The sequence below is a fragment of the Sphingobacterium haloxyli genome, from assembly GCF_002980525.1.
In the GTDB taxonomy this organism is placed as follows: Bacteria; Bacteroidota; Bacteroidia; order Sphingobacteriales; family Sphingobacteriaceae; genus Sphingobacterium; species Sphingobacterium haloxyli.
Map to the genome: position 1 here is coordinate 166,260 of NZ_PVBQ01000005.1, position 16,131 is coordinate 182,390.

Consider the following 16,131-nt stretch of genomic DNA (forward strand, 5'->3'; position numbering starts at 1 on the left):
TACAGGTATATCGAGTTATTTTGCCAGATCGATAAGGTCTTTAAAGAACGGTTTCGGTTCGTAGTTCCGGTCGAACAACAAAGGATAATCTGTGCGTCCTTCGATTGGCCAGTCATTCTTCCAGGAATCGGCGTCACCGACCCCCCACAAAGTCACCCTACTGATTTTGTCTTGATGCTTCAGGTATAATTTAAAGAAATCAACATAGCGTCTTCCCAATTCACTCATTTTATCCTCCGGCAGATTTTCCCTATAAGGATCTAAGCTCTTATTATAGGCCGCCGTGTCGGTCAATTCGGCACCTACATGCCTTCTTGCATGCGGTAGAACCGATATGTCCATTTCCGTAACCATAACCTTAACACCCAAGTCTGCAAAATCATTAATTGTTTTCTCCGTTTCTTCCAAGGACGCATGGGTCAACCCGTGATGTTCCTGCATGCCCAAGCCATCGATTTTTATCCCCGCTTCCTGTAGCTTCTTGGCTAACCGTACGATACCTGCACGCTTAGCCGGAATAGCCGTCGAATAATCATTATAATAGAGTTCCGCTTCGGGATCGGCCTCATGTGCAAATTGAAAAGCTAAGGGGATGAAATCCTCGCCGATAATCTCATAAAACTTACTTTTTCTGTATTCTCCGTTATCTAGAATAGCCTCGTTTACCACATCCCATCCATCAATACGACCTTTGTAACGGGATACGATGGTATGAATATGGTTTCGCATTCTTTCAATCAACACATCGCGCGAAACATCCTTTCCCTCCTTGTCCGAAAAAAACCATCTTGGCGCTTGGGAGTGCCATATTAAGGTATGGCCCACGATATGCATATTGTGCTTTTCACCATATGCAACAAACTGGTCGGCATCCTTGAAATAAAACTCGCCTTCCCTGGGCTGCATAAACATGCTTTTCATACAGTTTTCAGCAACTACAGAGCTAAAATGCTGCTCGACTACCTTGCTAGCAACCGGATTTCGTTCCCATATCTGTTCTAAGTTTAAAGCTGCGCCTACGTAAAACTGTTCAGCATAAGCCTCCTTAAAAATGGCCTCATTCTTCTTACTAGTTACCTGTGAATTTGTAGAAGTGCAGCCCACACTCCACGTAGCTATTCCAGCTAAAATGACGGTCTTTACTATGTTCATATTTAATTTATATTTCTGCCTACTATTTGTGTCTATTTTCTATCTCATAATTAATTTTATCGATCAGATCGTCTTCCAACTTGTATTTGGAAATAATAAACATGGCCACGATTAAGAGAATCGCCGGGATTATGGCTACAAGCCATAAAATGCCTTGCTCGGCTAAGGTCGATTGTGTCAAAATATTGTCCTTATCAAAACCTACGTACGCTAATACCAAGCCGGGTACGACGCCGCCCAACGCCATCCCTGCTTTGTAAAAAATCCCCGTCAGCGCATTGACGATACCGGAGATCCGCTTACCTGTTGCATGTTCGCCGTAGGATATTACTTCCGGAACCAACGCCCACATATAACCCGTGGCGACAATAATACCGGTCGATTTTACAAACTGCGCAACAAGCACCAACCAGATCTGTGATTTTAAGGAAGGAACTATCGATATAACATAAAGCATAACCATTCCAACGATAGCAACGGTGAGGAAGACGTAAAACATCTGTTTCTTACCGATAGCTCGCTTGATAGCCGGCACCAGGGGCATAAAGATGAACGCAGGAATAGATCCTAAAGCCATAAAGTAGGGCAGCATTTCGGGCGCCTGCACATTGTAGATCATATAATAGGATCCGGCGGAATTCCCAATAGCCATCATAGCAAATGCCGTGATAAAAAAGAACGCCAAAACCCGAAGCGGACCATTGTGCTTAAATTCGACCCACAGATCGGAAACCTTTACGTTCTCGGTTTCCTCTTCATTCATTACCACACGTTCTTTCGTTTGTGTATAACAAAACAACAGCAAGCACAGACCGATAACGGCGTAAATGGTCATCGTAATAAACCAAGCTTCTCCTGATTCACGGGAATTGATTCTACCATCTGGTGAAAAATGCTGCACGACAATAGGCACACCGTATCCCACAGCCAGACCACCTAGATTCGCCATAAACATACGTGCTGATGTCAGCTTAGTAATCTCGTCTGTATCCCGGGTCAGCGATGCGTTTAACGCCCCATAGGGAACGTTGATCAGCGTATAAAGCATAGACAGACCAACGTAGGTCACATAGGCATAGACCAACGACCCGGAAAATCCATTCCAAAAACACAGGATCGCAAAACCCGTGAGCGGAATTCCTCCCAACACCAGATAAGAACGGTATTTACCCATCTTCGGATTACGTTTATCGACAAAGGCGCCTACAATAGGATCCCAAATAACATCTACAATCCGCACCACGAGGAACATGACACCGGCAGCTGCAGCGGAAATGCCAAAAACATTCGTATAAAAAATAAGTAGGTACATCGAAACCGTTTGGTAAATCAGGTTCTGGGCTAAATCGCCTGATCCGAAACCTATGCGTTGTACATGGGATAGCTTATAAAAGCCTTTTGATTCATTTACCAAACGTGTTTCTGCGTTCATGTTGTGGATTTCGATTGCGCGCATATATTGTTTCGTACTCATAAACGATTTATACAGTGTTTAGCTTATTTATTTCAGGATCAATCCGGGTGTATCAAGGAGATAACACGAACTAATCAAAAACGTGAAGTAAAGGTAAATCAATAGGTTAGCAAAAATGATCCGGCACGTTACATTCGATCTCTCTTTTGTTGCAAAGACCTTTCCATATGTTACATATTCATTTCTTTCCGTTTCGCGCCTCGATTCGTAACCCGTTTTGTGTCTAAAAAAATACTTTGTATTGCCATTGGAATGAATAGATTTTGTATCTTCCCCTTTGATAACCGTAAAAACCGATGTTAAGAGTATTTTTGCTTTCGCTATTTTTTTTCTGTACGCTCGTGGTTAATGGGCAAGCTACCCGCATTTATGATCAAAGAGATTACGGATTTGGCGAACTGTCGTCTAATCTAATTACGAGCGTGGCGCAGGATCACAACGGATATATATGGATAGCTACCGAATACGGTCTCAATAAGTTCGATGGGGTACGTTTTGTTCAGTATCTTCACGATGTACAAGATAGCAGTTCCATATCTAGTAATCATGTCACTATTCTTCATCGAGATGGAAATAGCCGTCTCTGGATCGGGTGTTCAAATGGTCTTCAATACTACGATGATAATAGCGAACAGTTTATTCGGATTAAATTCCCCGATCAGATTGCTCCTCACATTATCGATATTCTGACACGCGCGGACGGGTCATTATGGGTCGCTACCTCGGGCTGGGGTTTTTTTTCCATTGATATGAAGGGGGGCACTGCTCATTCGTTAGAACATGTTAATCAACTTGCAGGCGGTATGTATGGGCGCAAGCTTTTGGAAGATAGCAGACATCGGGTTTGGATAGCTACTGATCGCTCCGGTGTTATTTGTATATCGGCCGACCTCCAACACACTAGAAAGTTTTCCGACGATGAGGTTCCATTTCCCAAGGGCGGAAAATATAGCATGACGAACACGTCTTCTGGCGATATTATACTAGCGTACGATTCCCGCGTAGTTCTAGCCAATAAGTCGCTCAGTGAATTCACGTCTCTGACATTTGAAAACGAACGGCGTCCGACGATCAATGAAATGCAGCTTGCACAGGATGGAAATGTCGTCATGAGTTCGGAGAGCGGTGGTATATGGCACTTAAACTTATCGAAACGGCCCTTGTTGATACGCCAAACAGAATTGCCCAATCTCGATAAAAATTATAGCAAAGCCAGTATAAGAACTTTTTTTCAAGATAAAGAAAGTAATTTCTGGCTAGGCTGGTTCCAGCGCGGCCTGGTTTTTATACCGGCTTCCAGTCGTCAATTCGAATTTTGGCGTATACTAGAAGTTGAGGAATCAGATAGCAAAAAAATAAACGTCATTACTACCGACCAACAGGGCCATATTTGGTATGGTGTGGAAGGTGCGGGGCTATTTAAAGCAGATAGTACAGGCCACATACTAAAGAGATATCCGCATCTTCAGGATATCATGCAGGTTTTGGAAGACAAACGTGGCCATATATGGTTCTTATCCTTTAGACGCGGACTAGGAAAGATTGACGAAGGAGGTAACGACGCGATATATATGGATATCCTTCCGGAGAAGCAAACCCGAACAATGGTTTTGGGAAAAAACGGCAAGTTGTATATCTCAACATTCGGAAACGGATTTGTAGAATATGATCCGGCCAGCAGCACATCCAGACTCTTCACCATGAACGATACAACTAACCCTAAGGGCGTATTGGGAAATGACTGGATCAATACTATTTTATGTGGTCAAAACGGCTTAATTTGGCTCGGCCATCACAAGGGTATCAGTTGTTATGACCCCCAGACGCAAACATTCATAAATCAATGGGCAAACGAGGATCTTTCGGAACAAATCGTACTTTCTTTACTAGAAGACAAGGATGAGAACGTCTGGATCGGAACTTATAATGGTCTGCATAAGATTGATAAAAGAAGCAGAAAGTTAACAAGTTACACGACCAATAACGGGCTATCCAGTAATGTTATTTCCGGACTTGGTGAAGATAAAAGGGGAAATATATGGTGTAGTACATTCAACGGTATCAATTATGTAAATCCTACAGAAGATCGGATCGTTACCTATTACACCGGAGACGGTTTAGTTGATCGTTCGTATAACCGTTCCGTTTATTATCAAGAACCCGAAGGCAAAATCTATTTCGGGGGGAAACAGGGCATCACCTCCTTTTATCCAGAACAGGTTCAATTAACGAAATACACACATCCCGTATACGTCACCAACTTATACATCCGAAACCAGACAATCAAACCGGGAGATTTGTCTGGCGGGAAGCCTATCTACACGCAAAGTCTAGCGACGGCAAACAAATTTTATTTTGGCAATCAGGACGATAGTTTTACACTCGAATTATCTACAATGGACTTTAACAGTCCAGAAAACATTCATTATGAATACCGGCTAAAAGGTTTTAACAAAACCTGGAATACCACGCTACCAGGTGTCAATCTTATTACATACAACAATCTTTCGCCTGGAGAACACGAACTGGAAATCAGGGCCTGTAAATTTGGTGCGTATTCGGAGAGCAAATTCCTTACGTTACATATCATGCCTCCTTGGTACCGCGGTACGTTAGCTTATCTCGTCTACCTTGGTTTATTTGTCGGCATCCTTCTCCTGATTGCAAACTATCTTCGTGAAAGACGATTGGAAAAGCTACATGCTTATAAGTTGCAGCTTTTTACCGATATCTCGCATGAGATTCGCTCGCCGCTCACGCTGGTGCTTAGCCCAATCGATAAACTAATTAAAAATGCGCCGGATGCAAATGCGAGAGAAACGCTGCAAAATATGCGTAGAAATGCACATCGTATTCTTAACCTCGTCAATCAACTTTTGGACATCCGCAAACTGGAGAGCGGTCAACTGAAGCTGAAATTTACGGAGACTAACCTGACAGACCTTGCGATACAATGTGCGCAGTCGTTTGAACAGCAAGCACAAGAACGGAGTATAGCGTTCCAAGTAACTTCCGGATCCACTTACATACCAGTTTGGGTCGACGCCAATAGCTTGGATAAAATACTCCATAATCTATTGTCTAACGCTTTTAAATATACCCCCGAAGGAGGTACTATAAACGTCCACATTACCTCTTCGTTCACTAAACAGAATACGAAACAAGCAAGCTACGCAGAAATAGCTGTAACAGATACCGGGCCTGGTATCCCTGAAGATGACAAGGCTAATATTTTTAAACGGTTCTACCAAGGAGACAATCAGATTTCGGGGGGACCGCAAGGATCGGGCATTGGTCTCCACCTCACCCGGGTACTGGTTGAAAAGCATGGCGGAAGAGTGTCTGCCGAAAATAGGACAGACAGACAGGGAAGTTGCTTCCGTATACAGATTCCGATGGGAACAAGCCACTTGCCGAAGGCGCAAGTAGAAAAAGTGCCGGTTGAAAATGAAAAGAACAACCGCAAAATTGTGCTCGGAACGCCCAGTCCTATAGAAACGGAAGTCGCTCCCATTAAAGTCGTATCTCATAAGACAAATTTCAAGGTACTCATCGTAGACGACGAGAAAGATATACTTCGTTACGTAAGCCAAGAACTGCAAGGTAGCTACAAGATCATATCTGCAGAGAATGGAAATGAAGCATTTCAACTCGCCCTATCGCAGTTCCCTGATTTGGTCATATCAGATGTCTCCATGCCCGATATGGATGGGTTTGAGCTCGTCAAAAAGTTGAAGAGCAATAGCACGACAAACCATATCCCTGTCATCCTTCTCACCGCAAAAATAAATCACGAGGACCGTATGCAAGGGATTGGTCTAGGCGCCGATGCCTATCTCACAAAGCCCTTTTTGATCGACGAATTATTAATGCTGGCCGAAAACTTGATTAAAAACCGAATGACGGTCAAAGGGAAATACTCGGGAGCCCAAGAACAGGAAGGGAAAGTAAAGACGATTTCCTTTAAATCCAGCGATGAAATCCTCATGGAACGTATTGTTGGCATCACTAACAAGTACCTAGAAGACCCGAACCTCAATGTGCAGTTGCTAGCCGATGAAGTCGGTTTAAGCCGCGTTCAACTACATCGTAAAGTGAAGGCGTTAACTGGTATCTCTACCAGCGAATTCATTCGAAATATACGGCTCAGACAGGCAGAGAAACTACTGCTAGAAAAACAGATGAACATTTCGCAGGTGGCGTATGCACTGGGTTTTACAAACCAAACACATTTCTCCACATTGTTCAAAAAAATGTACGGTTTAAGTCCGTCTGAATATATAAATCGACACGCAAAGCAACACAGTTAATCCCCTTCTGTTTTTGAAAAAATTACACTAAGAATTTTAATGACATTACGATGTCACTGGAAAAAATTAAAATACGCAATTTTGCCTAACAGTGTTAAATGATTTTATAGAATTAAAACATGGGTAGCAAAGAGCGCATTCAACGCCTTAAAGACGAAAACCGGAATTCCATTCTGGAAGCGTCCCTTCAGATTGTCAAGGAAGAAGGGTGGCAGGCGCTGAGCATGCGGAAAATCGCCGATATTATCGAATACACAGCTCCGATGATTTACGAATATTTTGCCAACAAAGAAGCTATCTTGAATGAGCTGTCGAAACAAGGACACCTTTTGTTAGCGAAACGGGTCAAACAGGCTCAAGCTAAAGAAAGCATGTTAGAAAAGCAACTTGAGGCTATGTGGTTTAGCTATTGGGATTTTGCTTTCGAAGAACGTGAGCTCTACCAACTCATGTTTGGCATTGGAACAGCTTGTTGCGGAGCGGAGAAAAATGAGAGCGGCCGACCGTCTTTTGGTGAACTCATTGCCGATGTAATCCGAGAGATTATGACCGAGCAGCAGCCATCCGAAGACTTAATTTGTCGAAAATACTTCACCTATTGGTCTGTTATCCACGGTCTCATCTCCATAAACTTGGTAGATAAAGGAAATGGAGAGATTACCAATCAACAGGTGCTTAAAGATGCCATTTATGGGATCACACGTTCGCTAAACGACTAATTTTTTTCGCAAAAAAGATACAACGTTAGGTTATTTAACACTGTAAAATATCAACTTTAAAATTAAAAACAACCTTTACAAATGACAACGCAACAATCCACTAATTTACTGCATCTTCAGGCTCTATTACTTAACACTGTTAAATCACTTAATCACGTAAGGACATTCTTTATTATAGGGATGATACCTTTTCTTTACAGCTGTACGACGGGTACCGGCAAACCCGCTGCGTCCACGCCACCCGCATTACCTGTCGTTACGTTAGCCAGTGATGATCAGATCATCTACCAAGAATATCCGGCGTCTATCGAAGGAGCTTCTACAATCGAAGTACGTCCCCAAGTAGAAGGCGCTCTCGATCGGATTTATGTTGATGAAGGGGCCAGAGTGCAGAAAGGGCAGTTATTGTTTAAGATCAATGACCGGCCGTACCAAGAACAACTCAACCAAGCAAGAGCTAATTTACAAGCGGCTGAAGCCACTTTAGAGAATACAGCGTTGGAAGTTGAAAAAAAGACCCGTCTTGTCGCCAACAAGGTACTAACCGACTTCCAGTTAAAAGCCGCGGTCAGTGCACACCATGCAGCGGAAGCGAGTGTACAACAAGCAAAATCCGCAGTGGAAGCGGCAAAAATCAATGTCGGCTACACAGAGATCAGAGCCTCTACAGCAGGCTTTATCGGACGGCTGCTGAAAAAGCAAGGGAGTTTGGTCAGTCCATTGGACAGCGAACCAATCACGCAGCTATCTGATGTCGAGACATTACACGTATACTTTTCGCTCGGAGAAAACGACTTTATCGCTTTCAAGAGTGATACGAAGGGGGAAACATTGGAACAAAAATTACAACAAGTACCTCCCGTGACGTTATTGCTGTCTGATCGAAGTATTTACGAGCATACTGGAAAAATAGACATGGTCGATGGACAATTCGATAAGCATACTGGGGCGATTACGCTTCGAGCTACTTTTCCAAACCCTGAGGGCGTTCTACGGAATGGAAACACCGGAAGAATTCGTCTGGAAAAACGTTACCAAGACGTCCTACTGGTTCCTCAATTGGCAACGATAGAAATTCAGGATAAGATTTTTGTATATACGGTAACAAGCGACAATACGGTGAGTCAGCAACCTATTACGGTAGTGGGCAAGAGCGGCGAAAACTACCTAGTCGAAAAAGGGATAGAACCGGGAGACCGTATCGTATATAAGGGGATAGATCTTTTACAGGAAGGACAGACGATCACGCCTCAAATAGTAACTACAGAAAACAATCACTAATCTCTTTAACTCCAGCGCAACATGTTCAAAAAATTTATAGAACGCCCCGTCCTCGCCACGGTCATATCGATTTTACTAGTCATTCTAGGAATTATCGGTATTCTGAAACTTCCGTTACAGCAGTTCCCTGATATTGCACCACCAGCTGTTCAGGTCGTAGCTCTATATCCAGGTGCCAATGCCGAAACGGTGTTACGTGCAGTAGCTCCGTCGTTAGAAGAATCCATCAATGGTGTTGAAAACATGAGCTACATGAGTTCAACCGCCAGTAACGATGGTTCCTTGATGATCACGGTGTATTTCAAGTTGGGCACCGATCCTGATCAAGCAGCGGTTAACGTACAGAACCGTGTGTCCCAAGCTACGAGCCAGCTTCCTACGGAAGTTGTTCAAGCAGGTATCACGACCGCGAAACAGCAAAATAGCTTGATCATGGTGTTGGATCTGTACACGGAAGATGAAGCAAAATACGATCAAACATTTATTACAAACTACGCCCAGATCAATATCATTCCAGAACTTAAACGGATTCCTGGGGTGGGACAAGCAATTGCCTTCGGCGGAAGTAAGGACTATTCGATGCGTGTCTGGTTGGATCCAAATCAGATGGCGACTTACAAACTGACACCCGCGGAGGTAATGGCTGCCATTCAAGATAAAAACATGGAAGCTGCTCCCGGTAAGTTTGGCGAAAACAGCAAAGAAGCGTTTGAATTTGTCATTAAATATAAGGGAAAACTCAACCAACCTACGGATTACGAGAACATCATTATCCGTTCCAATACGGACGGATCTGTCTTGCGACTAAAGGACGTGGCTCGTGTCGAACTGGGGTCTTATACGTACGCCAGTCATACACGCATTGATGGCAAGGCCGGTTTGAATATCGGTATTATGCAATTAGCAGGTTCCAACGCCAATGAAATTCAGATCGCCATACAGGAATTTATGGACAAAGCGTCTCTCAATTTTCCAAAGGGTGTAAAACACCTGGTGCTCTATAACACCAAAGATGCACTTGATCAATCTATCGATCAGGTAAAGCACACTTTGATAGAAGCATTTATTTTGGTCTTTCTGGTCGTCTTCTTGTTCTTACAAGATTTCCGGTCTACGTTGATACCAGCAATAGCTGTTCCCGTAGCCATTATTGGTACGTTCTTTTTTATGCAGCTTTTCGGTTTTTCGATCAATTTACTCACACTGTTTGCGCTTGTGTTAGCCATCGGGATAGTGGTAGACGATGCCATCGTTGTTGTAGAAGCTGTACACAGCAAAATGGAACATACACACTTGCCTCCCAAGTTAGCTACCCCATCCGCGATGGGAGAAATAACAGGAGCTATTATATCTATCACGCTGGTGATGTCGGCCGTTTTCCTCCCCATTGGCTTTATGGAAGGATCCACGGGTGTATTCTACCGGCAATTTGCTTTCACATTGGCGATAGCTATTGTTATCTCTGCCGTCAATGCATTGACGTTAAGTCCCGCACTTTGTGCCCTGTTTCTGAAACCTGTCCATCATAGCCCCGCAAACGGTAGACGGCTCGGCTTTAAGGAAAAGTTCTTCGCTGGGTTTAATGTGGGTTTCGAGAAATTAACGCGAAACTACGTGGGAAGTCTGCGCTTTTTGATTCGTCGCAAATGGGTGGGTCTGTCTGGGCTAGTGATAGTAATCCTGGTGACTATCTTCATGGTACAGCGAACACCGACAGGTTTTATTCCTTCGGAAGATCAAGGCTTTATCGCTATCTCCTTGTCAATGCCTGCCGGAGCATCGTTAGATAGGACATCCCAAGCCTTAAAAGAAGCAGAGCAACAGCTGCAACACGCCCCCTTCACCAAAACACTCAACGTAATGGCCGGATTTAATATCCTGACACAATCCACAAGTCCTTCAGCTGGTGTCGCTTTTATCTTGCTTAAGTCACATGAGGAGCGCGGTGAAGTTAAAGATATCGATGCGATCATGGCGGAGGTTAACCAAAAACTATCCAGCATCAAGGGTGCCAATTTCTTTGTATTCACCTTCCCTACCGTGCCAGGATTCAGTAATGTTGACGGTTTGGATATGGTTTTACAAGACCGTACCGGTGGCGAGCTGCGGGAGTTTAGCGATATAGGACAAGGATTCATCGGGCAACTTATGCAGCGTCCCGAAATTGCGATGGCCTTTACCACATTTCGGGCGGATTATCCACAGTACGAGCTGCAAGTTGATGATATAAAGGCTGAACAACTCGGCGTCCGGACGAGGGATATCCTCCACACCATGCAAGCCTATTTCGGCAGCGCGCAGGCCTCCGATTTTAACCGCTTTGGTAAATATTACCGCGTTATGGTACAAGCGGATTTCACAAACCGTACAGAACCGTCCGCGATGGATGGTATATACGTCAAAAATCAAAACGGTGGTATGGTGCCCATTACGACACTAGTTCAATTGCAACGCGTATACGGTCCAGAAACGGCGTCCCGATATAATCTTTTTAATTCTATCGGTATCAACGCTATACCGAACCCGGGCTATAGCTCTGGCGACGCCATAAGAGCCGTAGAGGAAGTTGCCCGTCAGCATTTACCTACAGGCTTCACTTATGAATTTTCAGGGATGACCAAAGAGGAGCTGGTTTCCGGAGGCCAATCGACGATCATTTTTGTCTTATGCCTTGTATTTGTTTACTTCTTACTCGCTGCACAATACGAAAGTTACATTATCCCATTGGCGGTAATTTTATCAATTCCTACCGGCGTATTCGGTGTATTCGCAGCTATTGGACTAACGGGCATATCCAATAATATTTACGTACAGGTAGCCCTCGTTATGCTAATCGGATTATTGGCAAAAAATGCCATTCTTATCGTCGAATTTGCTCTTCAGGGAAGGAAACGGGGACAGTCTATCACAAAGGCCGCCTTAGAAGCGGCTAAACTGCGCCTCCGCCCTATCATTATGACATCGCTTGCTTTTATCGCAGGTATGATTCCCATGATGAGCGCGGTAGGACCTTCTGCGCAAGGAAACCATGCAATTAGTATCGCGGCTGCTGGAGGTATGCTGTCTGGTGTAGTATTAGGGCTCTTGGTTATTCCGATTTTGTTTATTGTATTCCAATATCTTCAGGAGCGCGTTAGCGGATCCAGAGCCAACGAACAGGTGTTGCCCTCCCATCACCAGGAACTCGCTTTTGTAGACAGGACATCCGTACATTCCTAATTTTAAAATTATGCAGATGAAAATAAAAAGTAGTTTTCTCTTTTCCTTGGCCATTTCCGCTTCTTTGTGGGCATGCCAAACCAAAAGGCTAAGCAATGACATCACACTGGCTCCTCCCACGTCCTTCCGTAGCGAGCAAGCAGTAGATGCTGACAGCAGTATCGGTAATGTTCCTTGGTGGGAATTTTTTCAAGACCCGGTTTTACAACAGCTGATCGACACCGCGCTGCAGCAGAATGTAGATATGCAGCTTGCGCTCAAGAATATCGAATCGGCACAATTGATGTTCACCCAAGCTAAAGCAGGAAACCTGCCCAGCTTGCAGCTACAAGTACAGGCCAATAGTACCAATCCCTCCAATAATAGTCTAAACGGATTGAGTTTAGGTCAATTTTTAGGCCAGAACCATCTTGAAGATTATACTGTTGGCTTAGGCTTGTCATGGGAAGCGGATATTTGGGGCAAGATTAAAGGAAAAAAGGCAGCTGCGCTGGCGTCGTATTTACAAACCGAAGAGGCTAGAAAAGCGATTCAAACACAGCTGGTTAATCAGGTGGCCAAAGGCTACTACCAACTGTTGATGCTCTATCGCCTCCAAGAAATCGCGGAGCAGAATTTAAGGCTGAGCGATAGCACCCTTCAAGTGGTCCAGCACCAATATGATGTAGGCGATATCAATTTGTTGGCCTTGGAGCAAGTTGCAGCACAACGGCAGGCGGCAGCTGCATTAATCCCCGATTTTCAGCAGCAGATCTTACTTCAGGAGAACGCTTTGCATGTTCTTAGCGGCGGCTTTCCAAAAGAAATACGTACTGCGGCGACACTAGATGCTGTCAACCTCCCCACGGATTTGGCTGTAGGTGTACCCGCCGAATTATTGAGTAAGCGTCCTGATGTTAAACAAGCCGAATTATCGGTAACGGCCTCGCAAGCTTATCATCATGTAGCTAGAGCCCAGATGTATCCTTCTTTATCTATCACGGCGCAAGCCGGTGTCAATGCGTTTAAAGCTAGCAATTGGTTTAATATCCCTGCATCCCTTTTTGGGGCTGTGGCTGGTAGTATAACACAACCTATTCTTCAACGAAAAGAATTAAAGACCCAGTACGAGGTTGCACGCGTTGAATACGAAAAAAGTGTGGTTCAGTTCCGGCAATCTGTCGTCACTGCAGTTGGTGAAGTTTCGGACGCGTTGATCTCTATACAAAAGCTAAAAGAGCGACAAGAGATTGTACAGGACAAAACAAATCGGTTAAAAGCGGCTGTTAAGCACGCTGATTTACTTTACGAAACCGGTAGCGCCACCTATCTGGAAGTTATCACTGCACAAAGTAGCGCCTTACAGAGTGAACTGGAATTAATACAAATCCATAAGGCGGAGCTTGTCGCTGTGGTAGATTTATATCGGGCCCTCGGCGGAGGCTGGTCGAATTAAAACGAATGGATAAAACCGAAGGAGATCGTAGACGCGTACTAGATGATTGTTCCGCTGAGAATATTCACCTTGCGGGTCATACTATCTCCTTCGGCATCCGTAACAGTAAACTCAAATGAACCTACGCCTGCAGCTGCCGGTTTGAAAATCGCTTTTCCATTTTCAACCGATACCGTACCGTTCTCTGTATTACCTGCTTTGAACCTCGGGTTTTGTGTAAATCCACTAGCCAACTTGTTTAGATCTATTTCAAAAGATTCACCCGCCGCTGCGCTATAGTGTGCTTTGGACATCCATTGCAGGTAATAATCTAATTCCGTGTAACCATCCCGGTTTTTATCGAGATTGGCATCTGAAAAATCCCCTTTAGGAGAATCAGGGTTTAAGCCCCGATGCGTTTCCCACCAGTCCGGCAATCCATCATGGTCGCTGTCCCAGTTGGCAGCACGCCGTACTTCTGGATAATCATCGTAGCCCCCAGCATCATCCTGATGGTCCGGAAAACCGGGTTTGCCGGATATACTACCTCTTGTCGAATACGTACTGTCGATCGTTTCCTGGATAATGCGTTGATCGTGTTCATCCAGCTCAGGCCGGTTGTTGCCCACATCAGACAGCACCAATTTATAGGCCAGCCGCGCACTATGCGTAGTCACTTTAGGATCAAAAAATGGCTGGTCCACAAAGGTTTCGTACTTTTCGGAATCGCCGTTGCTATATCTTGCATTTCTACCCACTTCCTGATTACGCTCGTCAAAGTGTCCAGGCATCAGATTACCGGTGAAATAGCACCGCTGTGTTCCTTTTCCGACATTTTCGTGGTCTCCAATGAAGGCGAAGAACTGCGTCGTTCCAGCACCCGGCTTGTAATAATTATTCACGAAATTAACCTCATGGGCGCCGCCGTCTGTGGCTCTGGCTCCCCAGTTGTACACCACGTTATTACGAAGGTCCAGCTTGCCTTTATAAAATCCGTCACCATTCAACCCCCCGGCCAAACTCCAGTTTCTACCGTAGCAATGTACCAGCAAGTTGTGATGAAAACTACCAATTTCTCCGCCGATACTGGCAGCATACCCGTGCATTTTGCCCTTTTCATATTTAGTGTGGCCCGCCGAGTTCAGTGCTTCGGAAATTAACGTCCGCTGTAAGGTAATATTTTTTGCCCCACGCGAACTGAAAGCCTCATCTATAGTCCAACTGATCGAGCAGTGGTCGACAATGCTGTAATTCGCACCTGTCAATCCCATGCCGTCTGCTGTTTTTCCCGCGCCCAAGCGAACACGCAGGTGCTGCGCCACGACGTCGTTCCCCGTGAATCCAAAAGGAGCACCGGCGATACAGATGCCTTTTCCCGGCGCTGTTTGTCCGGCAATAGTCACATAGCGCTGATTGGCAACTAGACGGGACTTCAGATGGATAATACCCGAAACAGCAAAAACGATAGTCCGGGGACCGGTATGATTTTCGACCGCTTCCCTCAGGCTCCCCGGCCCGCTATCGTTCAGATTGGTAACTTCGACTACGCGTCCTCCACGGCCGCCGCGTGCATAGCGTCCGTAGCCTTCGGCTTCCGGAAACGCCAGTTGGGCTGGTCTGAAATACCAGACGTCACCTTTCGTTTTGCCCTCACCCGTTATTTCGTCTACTCGCCAGTAGTAGGTATTCATGCTGTAAAGATCGGTAGCTAGAAATTCCGTTGCACTTTGCTCACCCTTGAATTCAGGAGAGGAAGGTGTAGCGTCTGCAACCGTGGCTGAATCCAATCCAAAATATACTTCGTGTCTTGTAGCTCCGGGTGCCGCCTTCCAGGTTAAATTGAGTTTTTTGTCCTGCGGTTCTGCATGTTCGTCAGCATTCCCCGGCGACGGTGAGTGTGCCTGCTTCGCTGCATCAGGGGTATTAATCTCAAACGCGTTGATAACCAAATCCCTGACTACGGAACCAGCTCCATCTCCGGCCTCAAATACCACTACGGCATCCTCGCCGTGTCTTACCTCTAGATGCGTGTAAGCAGTTACTGCGTCCGCCGTTTTCAGTGCTCTTACGCTCGGCTGCACCGTTTGCCTTCTACCCTTATGCGAAATCACAATGGGGCTAAACCTGTTATGCTCCGGGCTATGGGGTATGTTATGATAAGTCAGCAAAGTATTTTCGCCCTGGGGTAGCCCGCTGATACGCATTTCAATCTTTCCTGCTGCATCCCCGTCTTTCAGCGTGAGGCCATCGGAAACCAGATAGGCAAAGTTAGGCGACCCCATGCCTGTTTTGTACCATTCGGATGCTAGCTCACCGGCTCCAGCTCCTATTTTTGTGAAGGTTACCTTTATGTCGCCTTGTGTAAAACTATCGGAGGTGCTGGTTTTTACCTGCCATGAGGAATAGCCAACTTCATTGGTCTCAGCGACCCGGCGGCTGCTTTCGTTTAGATCCACCTTCACCACCGGTTTCTGCTGGGCAAAAATTGATTGAGCCGTGAATAAGCAAAACAAGGTGAGGCCAGAGGCAAGTGAACGAGAAAGAATAGTATTCATAGAGATT

Annotated in this window: 8 protein-coding genes; 5 read left to right on the plus strand and 3 right to left on the minus strand. The window is 45.1% G+C overall.

Annotated features, from left to right (window positions below):
* Positions 1-15: 15 nt before the first annotated feature.
* The gene (locus C5745_RS07965) at positions 16-1,152 is read right to left on the minus strand and encodes an endo-1,4-beta-xylanase (protein WP_105716466.1); all 1,137 of its coding nucleotides are present in this window, start codon (positions 1,150-1,152) and stop codon (positions 16-18) included.
* A gap of 22 nt (positions 1,153-1,174) precedes the next feature.
* Entirely contained in the window at positions 1,175-2,626 is a 1,452-nt protein-coding gene (locus tag C5745_RS07970; protein ID WP_243403283.1) for an MFS transporter, read from the minus strand.
* Between the two features lie 296 nt (positions 2,627-2,922).
* On the opposite strand from C5745_RS07970, the gene C5745_RS07975 reads away from it, so the two are divergent.
* The 5 genes from C5745_RS07975 (at position 2,923) to C5745_RS07995 (ending at position 13,590) form a co-directional block, all read left to right on the plus strand.
* Positions 2,923-6,936 carry a hybrid sensor histidine kinase/response regulator transcription factor gene (locus C5745_RS07975; RefSeq protein WP_105716467.1) on the plus strand — a complete coding sequence of 1,338 codons (4,014 nt, stop codon included), beginning with the start codon at positions 2,923-2,925 and terminating at the stop codon, positions 6,934-6,936.
* A gap of 119 nt (positions 6,937-7,055) precedes the next feature.
* Positions 7,056-7,655, plus strand: coding sequence for a TetR/AcrR family transcriptional regulator (locus C5745_RS07980; RefSeq protein WP_105716468.1), 600 nt, complete (start codon positions 7,056-7,058; stop codon positions 7,653-7,655).
* Between the two features lie 81 nt (positions 7,656-7,736).
* Positions 7,737-8,936 carry an efflux RND transporter periplasmic adaptor subunit gene (locus C5745_RS07985; RefSeq protein ID WP_105716469.1) on the plus strand — a complete coding sequence of 400 codons (1,200 nt, stop codon included), beginning with the start codon at positions 7,737-7,739 and terminating at the stop codon, positions 8,934-8,936.
* Positions 8,937-8,957: 21 nt separating this feature from the next.
* Positions 8,958-12,155 carry an efflux RND transporter permease subunit gene (locus C5745_RS07990; RefSeq protein ID WP_105716470.1) on the plus strand — a complete coding sequence of 1,066 codons (3,198 nt, stop codon included), beginning with the start codon at positions 8,958-8,960 and terminating at the stop codon, positions 12,153-12,155.
* Positions 12,156-12,171: 16 nt separating this feature from the next.
* On the plus strand, positions 12,172-13,590 hold the full coding sequence (locus tag C5745_RS07995; protein ID WP_243403284.1) for an efflux transporter outer membrane subunit: 1,419 nt from the start codon (positions 12,172-12,174) through the stop codon (positions 13,588-13,590).
* Between the two features lie 38 nt (positions 13,591-13,628).
* On the opposite strand, the gene C5745_RS08000 is transcribed toward C5745_RS07995, so the two are convergent.
* Positions 13,629-16,124 carry an Ig-like domain-containing protein gene (locus tag C5745_RS08000; protein WP_105716472.1) on the minus strand — a complete coding sequence of 832 codons (2,496 nt, stop codon included), beginning with the start codon at positions 16,122-16,124 and terminating at the stop codon, positions 13,629-13,631.
* Positions 16,125-16,131: the final 7 nt, after the last annotated feature.

What these genes read in the sequence shown, in the direction of transcription:
- C5745_RS07965 (WP_105716466.1), bottom strand. Translation starts at nt 1,152, where the DNA reads ATGAACATAGTAAAGACCGTCATTTTAGCTGGAATAGCTACGTGGAGT.
- C5745_RS07970 (WP_243403283.1), bottom strand. Translation starts at nt 2,626, where the DNA reads ATGAGTACGAAACAATATATGCGCGCAATCGAAATCCACAACATGAAC.
- C5745_RS07975 (WP_105716467.1), top strand. Translation starts at nt 2,923, where the DNA reads ATGTTAAGAGTATTTTTGCTTTCGCTATTTTTTTTCTGTACGCTCGTG.
- C5745_RS07980 (WP_105716468.1), top strand. Translation starts at nt 7,056, where the DNA reads ATGGGTAGCAAAGAGCGCATTCAACGCCTTAAAGACGAAAACCGGAAT.
- C5745_RS07985 (WP_105716469.1), top strand. Translation starts at nt 7,737, where the DNA reads ATGACAACGCAACAATCCACTAATTTACTGCATCTTCAGGCTCTATTA.
- C5745_RS07990 (WP_105716470.1), top strand. Translation starts at nt 8,958, where the DNA reads ATGTTCAAAAAATTTATAGAACGCCCCGTCCTCGCCACGGTCATATCG.
- C5745_RS07995 (WP_243403284.1), top strand. Translation starts at nt 12,172, where the DNA reads ATGAAAATAAAAAGTAGTTTTCTCTTTTCCTTGGCCATTTCCGCTTCT.
- C5745_RS08000 (WP_105716472.1), bottom strand. Translation starts at nt 16,124, where the DNA reads ATGAATACTATTCTTTCTCGTTCACTTGCCTCTGGCCTCACCTTGTTT.